7 protein-coding genes are annotated in these 6279 nt (G+C 66.2%); 4 read left to right on the top strand and 3 right to left on the bottom strand.

Annotation, left to right across the window (positions count from 1 at the left end):
• Positions 1 to 56: 56 nt before the first annotated feature.
• From AC5Y49_RS14305 to AC5Y49_RS14295, 3 genes are read right to left on the bottom strand one after another with little or no spacing between them, the layout of a single operon-like run.
• Positions 57 to 737 carry a DUF427 domain-containing protein gene (locus tag AC5Y49_RS14305; protein WP_499887958.1) on the bottom strand — a complete coding sequence of 227 codons (681 nt, stop codon included), beginning with the start codon at positions 735 to 737 and terminating at the stop codon, positions 57 to 59.
• The gene (locus tag AC5Y49_RS14300) at positions 734 to 1255 is read right to left on the bottom strand and encodes a TetR/AcrR family transcriptional regulator (RefSeq protein ID WP_499887956.1); all 522 of its coding nucleotides are present in this window, start codon (positions 1253 to 1255) and stop codon (positions 734 to 736) included. The genes AC5Y49_RS14305 and AC5Y49_RS14300 overlap by 4 nt, the downstream gene beginning before the upstream one ends.
• The gene (locus AC5Y49_RS14295; protein ID WP_499887954.1) at positions 1252 to 2427 is read right to left on the bottom strand and encodes a phosphotransferase; all 1176 of its coding nucleotides are present in this window, start codon (positions 2425 to 2427) and stop codon (positions 1252 to 1254) included. The genes AC5Y49_RS14300 and AC5Y49_RS14295 overlap by 4 nt, the downstream gene beginning before the upstream one ends.
• A gap of 96 nt (positions 2428 to 2523) precedes the next feature.
• Here AC5Y49_RS14295 and AC5Y49_RS14290 point away from each other — a divergent pair, with 96 nt between their 5' ends.
• The 4 genes from AC5Y49_RS14290 (at position 2524) to AC5Y49_RS14275 (ending at position 6279) form a co-directional block, all read left to right on the top strand.
• Complete coding sequence (locus AC5Y49_RS14290; RefSeq protein WP_499887953.1) at positions 2524 to 3690, top strand: CaiB/BaiF CoA transferase family protein; 1167 nt, start codon at positions 2524 to 2526, stop codon at positions 3688 to 3690.
• Between the two features lie 98 nt (positions 3691 to 3788).
• Positions 3789 to 4355, top strand: coding sequence for a hypothetical protein (locus AC5Y49_RS14285; protein WP_499887951.1), 567 nt, complete (start codon positions 3789 to 3791; stop codon positions 4353 to 4355).
• On the top strand, positions 4355 to 5059 hold the full coding sequence (locus AC5Y49_RS14280; RefSeq protein WP_499887950.1) for an NIPSNAP family protein: 705 nt from the start codon (positions 4355 to 4357) through the stop codon (positions 5057 to 5059). The genes AC5Y49_RS14285 and AC5Y49_RS14280 overlap by 1 nt, the downstream gene beginning before the upstream one ends.
• A complete protein-coding gene (locus AC5Y49_RS14275; protein ID WP_499887948.1) occupies positions 5056 to 6279 on the top strand; it encodes a cytochrome P450 in 1224 nt (407 codons plus the stop codon). Before AC5Y49_RS14280 ends, AC5Y49_RS14275 begins: the two co-directional genes overlap by 4 nt.

Raw genomic sequence — 6279 nt, 5'->3', positions numbered from 1 at the left:
CGCTACAACTAACCGTGGCCGCAGTCTCGATACCGTGACGGCAGTCTGGACGATGGCTACCGCGGTGACGGCAGCTCCGCGGTGACGTCGGCGCGCTCGGCGTCGAAACTGAGAAAACCCTTGATCGGCAAGGTTTCCGGCGGCGGGTCCGGGTAGCTCCAGGCGATGTCGTTTACCACAGTGCCGTCGATGACTGCGGCCCAATAGGTCGCATACCCCTTGTAGTTGCAGTAGGTCGCGGTGTCGGTGCGCCGCAGCAGATCGGTGCGGACCAACGACGGGTCCACGTAGAGCCGAGGTTCCAGCGCGGTCTCGAACACGATCATCGTGTCGTCGGTGTCCACGATCGTTGTGGCGCAGACGTCGACGCGCAGCCGGCGCCGCGTCGGGCGGCAGTCGACACGGTGATACGGATTCGGCGGATATTGCACGAGCATGCGACCTTCCTCCAGCCAAGCGTCGACCGCGTCCCAGGGCACCGTGACGTACCCGGGCGCCTCAGGCTCAGCCTCGCTGGGCAACTCGCCGACCTCGTCGGCGGGAAAGGCGTAGGACAGCGGCCGACCCCGACGGTGTACCAGCAGCGCGTGTTCGGTATCGATAATCGAGCGGCCGTCGACCACCGCTTGCACGCGGCGCGGATGCGGCTCGACGTACACCAGGCCGTCCGGCAACGGCGCGGAGAACCGGCCGGCCGGATCGGCGCTCAGCGGCCCGCTGCCCGCGACCAGGCTCATGACCCCACCCCGTTCACCGGCGACCTGAGCCCGACCGCATGGCGAAGCTGCGCCAGAAATTGGTCGCCGTCATCGCTGCGCACGATGTAGTGCGCCACGGCGACCCGGATGGCGGTGGCCGCTTTGACGGCTCCGCTCGGACCGGGAAGCAACCGCTGCAGCCGCGCCCGCATTGCCGGAATCACCTCGGCCAGTTGAGAAATAGCGACTGCGGGCTCGACATCCACCACGCGGACACCCGAGTAGGACTGTTGGAATTCGACGATGAAGCGCAACGCGGCGTCAAGCTTGTCCGATCCGTGCAGGCCGGCGGTGGCGCGGCTGATACCGCTGTCGAACATCTGCCGTTCGTGATCACCGAACGCGTCGAGCAGTTCCTCCTTGGAGGCGAACCATCGGTAGAGGGTCGGCCGGGAGACCCCGGCCTGCAGCGCGACATCGGAGAGATTCAGCTTGGTCACGCCGTTGCGACTGAGCACCTCGGCGGTGGCCAGCAATATCCGGTCCCGGGTGCTCACGACGACAGTGATTTCTCGAGCAACGGCACCGTCTCCAGATCCGTCAGCGCGGCCACGCCTCGTCGAACGCCTTCCAACGCAATGCTTTCGGCTTGCATGCCGCCCATGCCCGCGGTAATCAACGGCGCCACATAGGCATACAGGGCTGCGGTTCGGTAGCGCTCCCACAACTCTTCGCGATCGAGTAGCGGGCCGCCGGCCGCAGCCAACGCTCGGCGGTATTCGTCGAGCAGCTCCCGCTCGCTGGCCTGCCGGTCGGCGGTGGTCATGCTGGTAATCAGCGTGTAGGCGAGTTCGCGGCTGGGATGCCCACGGCGCACAGCCTGCCAATCGAGCAGACCCGCCGCGCCGTTGCGGAAGTAGACGTTTCCCGGGTGGGCGTCACCATGCATCACCGTGTGCGGCGGCGTATCGATCAATTGCGCCACAGCGCGGTAGTTGTCGTCGATGAAGCGGCCGGCTTCCACCGGTATCGACGTGCGTTCGGCCAGCCGGCGCGCGGATGTTTTGAGCAGAAAGCCCGTCAGCAGCGAAGTGTGGTCACCCGACGCGCTATAGACCCAGCCGAGCGGCCCGCTGCTCTTCTCGTCGGGCAGGCGCCCCCAAAACCGTGCGTGCAGCCGAGCCAAAATCTCCACGACCCGACCGGCTTGGTCCTTGTCCAGCGGATGCAACGTGTCGGGGAACCGGCACTCGTCGACCGCCAGATCCTCCAGCAGCAGCACATAGCGACCGGTCAGTGGGTCGAAGGCAGACCCATACGATTTGGGAACCCCGGCCAGCCCTGCCGACAGCTCGCGGTAGAACCGGACCTCGGTGTGCGCTAGCCGGCCCAGCTCGCCCATCAGCCGTGTCGCCGCGGTCTGTGCCGTCATCTTGACGAAAACCGATTCCGGAACGCCGTCGCCGCGCAGCGCCAGCCGCGCCCGCGAGGACGTTCCCGAGTCGCCGGCGATGATCGACACCGAGGACACCGATCGCCCGATGAGCCGCGACAGGACCGTCGGGCTGAGGTCGGCGATCCGACGCGGAAACGAGCGCAGTCCACCGGCAAGCGCATCGGTGGCAACACGCTGTACACCCCGGCCCAGGTGGGCGGCCAAACCCGCGACGGGCACCGCGCGGCGGACAGTTCGGGCCGCCCCCGATGAAATCCCGAAATCGCCTGCCACCGGCCGCTAGCCTCCTAGGTCCGCGAGCCTATCCGCGTAGTTTACGAACTAGTGCAGAAGTGTAAAGAGTTTCGTCGAAATCATCGGAGGATCCGGGTGGCTGGACCGCTGGAAGGCACGAAGGTCGTCGAACTCGGCGTCTGGGTGGCAGGCCCGGCCGCGGGCGGCATACTCGCCGACTGGGGCGCCGACGTCGTCAAGATCGAGCCGCCGACCGGTGACCCGGGGCGCACCTTCGCCCGGATCCTCGGCGGGCTGGACACCAACCCACCCTTCGAAATGGACAATCGATCCAAGCGCAGCGTCGTGCTCGACCTCACCGGCGAGGACGGCCGTGCCACGGCACTCGAGCTACTCAGCGACGCCGACGTTTTCCTGTCCAACGTGCGTCCCGGTGCGCTGCGTCGGTTGGGGCTGGACTACGAGACGGTGGCGGCGGACAATCCCCGTCTGGTCTACGGCTTGATCACGGGTTATGGACTGAGCGGACCCGACGCCGACCGCGCGGCCTATGACGTCGCGGCCTACTGGGCCCGAGCGGGACTGGCTCATCTGCTGACGCGCCCGGGAGCCACGCCGCCGTTCCAACGGGGCGGCATGGGCGATCACACCGCGGGCATGACACTGGCCGCCGGGGTCTGCGCCGCACTGATCGCCCGCACGCGCACCGGCACCGGTCAACTGGTGACGACCTCGCTGTACCGGCAGGGCGCCTACACGGTCAGTTTCGACCTCAACACGTTCCTGTTGACCGGCCAGTCGATCGCCATCGGACAACGCGAGTCGATGGGGAACCCGTGCATGAACAACTACGTGGCCGGTGACGGACGGCGATTCTGGATCGTCGGCCTGCAGGGGGAACGGCATTGGCCACCGTTGTGCCGGGCAGTGAACCGGCCGGAGTGGCTGTCCGATCCGCGCTTCGCCCAGCCGCGGGCCCGCGCGGCCAATGCCGCCGAGTTGATCGCCGAGTTGGACGAGATCTTCTCCACCAAATCGCTGTCGGAATGGGCGGAAGCCTTTGCCCGCGAACCGGATTTCTTCTGGTCGCCGATCAACACGATCGAGGATGTCGTGGCGGACGACCAGTTTCACGCCGCGGGCGGACTGGTAAATGTACCGGACGGCGCCGCAGGCGTTTCCATGGTCGCCACACCGGTCGACTTTCACGGCACGCCGTGGGCGCCGCGCCACATCGCGCCGGGCCTCGGCGAGCACACCGACGAAGTTCTTGCCGAGTTGAAATCAAGTCGAGACACCTAGAGGCTTTACAGATTCGCTTAAAAATGTCACGCTGGTGCTCGATTGCGGTGCGGCCCGACTGCAGCCGCTCAGCCCCGTTACGCACTGAGGATGATGCGATGACGACGTCGACCGTGGTTAGCGTTGCGTCAAAACCCCGTTCACGCCGAAGCGAGCAGACCCGGCAAAGTTCGAAGTATCGGCTGGATGTGGTCGCGCCCGATGTGGCCGACGTGGTGGGCTCGGCCGGCGGTTGGTTGTTCGACCGGGTGATGGCCGGCTGGGAGGTCAATGTCCTGTTGCCGCAAACCCAGGACGTCCGGGCGCTGCGGATCTTGGGTCTGGGGCGGCTGGATCTGGAAGCGGAGCTCAGCACGCCGTTGGCCGGCGCGGGATTGGCAGTCAGCGCCCAAGCACTGGCCGTCGACTCCCGAATCCGTGACGCGGTGCTCGAGGCACTGGACCACAGTCTGACCGAGGTGACGTTGTGGGGTGACGATTGGCCGCTGGCGGTCGATCGCCGGACGGCCGCCGTAGAGCATGTGCTCAGCGGGGCTGCACAGTCTTTCAAACGCCACGCGCTCGCCGCGGCCGGCGCGGACCTGCCGGTCGGCCCTACCGAGAGCTTGCGCAGCCACATCAACGCCTGTTCGCCGGTCAGTTCGGAACTGATCCGGGTCGACTGATGCGGAAGCACCACAGCCACACGTTGCTGTATCTGCACGAGACCATCGCGTTGGGCTCCGGGCGCAGCGACCGTTTCACCGAAGTGTTCACCGACCTCTATCAGCCGATGATGACCGATCTCGGCGCTCGGCTGTTCGGGCTGTGGGAAACCACCGCCTACAACGGTCACTGGCCGCAGGTCACCGTCATCTGGGAAATCGACGCGTTCGCCGACTATGCGCGCATCGGCGCTGCCCAGGCGCGCGGCGGAAGCCACCAGGCGCAGGCGGCCAAGTGGTCGGAATTCTTGTCGGAGATCGCGGCATCGGGGGAGGGTCGGATCATGTATCCCGGGCCCAGCAACAAGACGCTGCGCCAACTCCGCGAAGCGAACTTCGATGCCGCCGTCGTGATCCAGGAGATCATGCAAACCAAGCCCGGACGCCAGGACGACTACATCCGGGAACTGGAACGGCTGTACGTGCCCTGGTCGGAGCGGACAGGTAAGCGCTGGCTCGGCTCGTTCACCACCACTTTTCGCTACAACGAGGTCATTCACTACTGGGCGCTGGACGGCGGCTGGGAATGCTTCGCCGAGCACTACCCGTCCTGGAAGGAGAACCCGCCCGCCGAAATCGTCACCTGGATGAGCGTGGCCCCCGCACTGCGCGACGGCTGGGAAGACTCGATCCTGCAGGCTCTAGCGCCGTCTCCGCTGCAATGACTGTGGCCCAGAGCTTTACCTACGATCCGTTCGATCCGGCGGTGATGGCAGACCCGCTGCCGTACTACCGTGAGCTGCGGGACAACCATCCGCTCTACTACATCCCGAAGTGGGACACCTACGCTGTTTCTCGGTTCGACGACATCTGGCGGGTGTTGGAAGTCAACGACGGGACATTTGTCGCCTCCGAGGGAACCCTGCCCGCTGCAACGGTTTTGGCGAACCACAACGACGGTCCGGTGCCAGACCCGCCGCTGCATCCGCTGCCGTTTCACGCCATGTTCGACGCGCCGATCTACGACGGCATTCGTCGAGCCCATGGCCGGCCGCTGCGCCCGAGATCGGTGACCCGGTTGGAGGCGCGGATTCGTGACCTGGCCAACCAGCGGCTGGATGAGCTGCTACCACGTCGGCGCCTCGATTTGACCCAGGAATACGGCGGCATCGTGGCGGCCGCGATGGTGTGTGACTTGCTGGGCCTGCCAACAGATCTGGCGGGCGAGGTACTCGCCGCGGTCAACGCCGGCAGCCTGCCTCAGCCCGAAGCCGGGGTCGACACCGCCAAGGCTCGCCCCGGTTACCTGGAATACCTCACCCCCGTTGTCGAGCGCCGGCGGGCCCGCCCGTCCGACGGCGAACTGCCGGTTGTCGACGGGTTGCTTGACTACCGACTACCCGACGGCAGCGCACTCGACGACGTCGAGACGGCAACGCAGTTGCTGTGCGTGCTGATCGGCGGGACGGAGACGGTACCCAAGATCGTGGCCCACGGGCTGTGGGAACTCGGCCGGCATCCGGATCAACTCGCGGCCGTACGGGCAGATCCGGACACCAACGTACCCGTTGCGCGCGATGAAATGGTCCGCTATTGCGCGCCGGCGCAATGGTTTGCGCGGACGGCCCGAAAGCCGTTCACGATGCACGACACCACCATCCAGCCGGGCCAGCGCATCATCACATTGCTGGCGTCGGCCAACCGCGACGAACGCGAGTATCGGCAGCCCGACGAGTTCATCTGGAATCGGCCCATCAAACGGTCGTTGGCCTTCGGCCGCGGTCAGCACTTCTGCCTGGGCTATCACCTCGCGCGTCTCGAGATCGCAATCCTGGTGCAGGAGTGGTTGCGGCGGGTGCCCGACTTTCGGATCATCGACGAGGCCGCGTTCCGGCCGGCGTCCAGCTTTCAGTGGGGCTTCAGCAGCGTCCCGGTGGAGGTCTGA

It is taken from the genome of Mycobacterium sp. NGS62 (assembly GCF_059812285.1).
The sequence above is the reverse complement of the archived record's forward strand: the minus strand, read 5'-3'. Positions and strand labels throughout refer to the sequence as shown.

What these genes read in the sequence shown, in the direction of transcription:
- AC5Y49_RS14305 (WP_499887958.1), bottom strand. Translation starts at nt 737, where the DNA reads ATGAGCCTGGTCGCGGGCAGCGGGCCGCTGAGCGCCGATCCGGCCGGC.
- AC5Y49_RS14285 (WP_499887951.1), top strand. Translation starts at nt 3,789, where the DNA reads ATGACGACGTCGACCGTGGTTAGCGTTGCGTCAAAACCCCGTTCACGC.
- AC5Y49_RS14280 (WP_499887950.1), top strand. Translation starts at nt 4,355, where the DNA reads ATGCGGAAGCACCACAGCCACACGTTGCTGTATCTGCACGAGACCATC.
- AC5Y49_RS14275 (WP_499887948.1), top strand. Translation starts at nt 5,056, where the DNA reads ATGACTGTGGCCCAGAGCTTTACCTACGATCCGTTCGATCCGGCGGTG.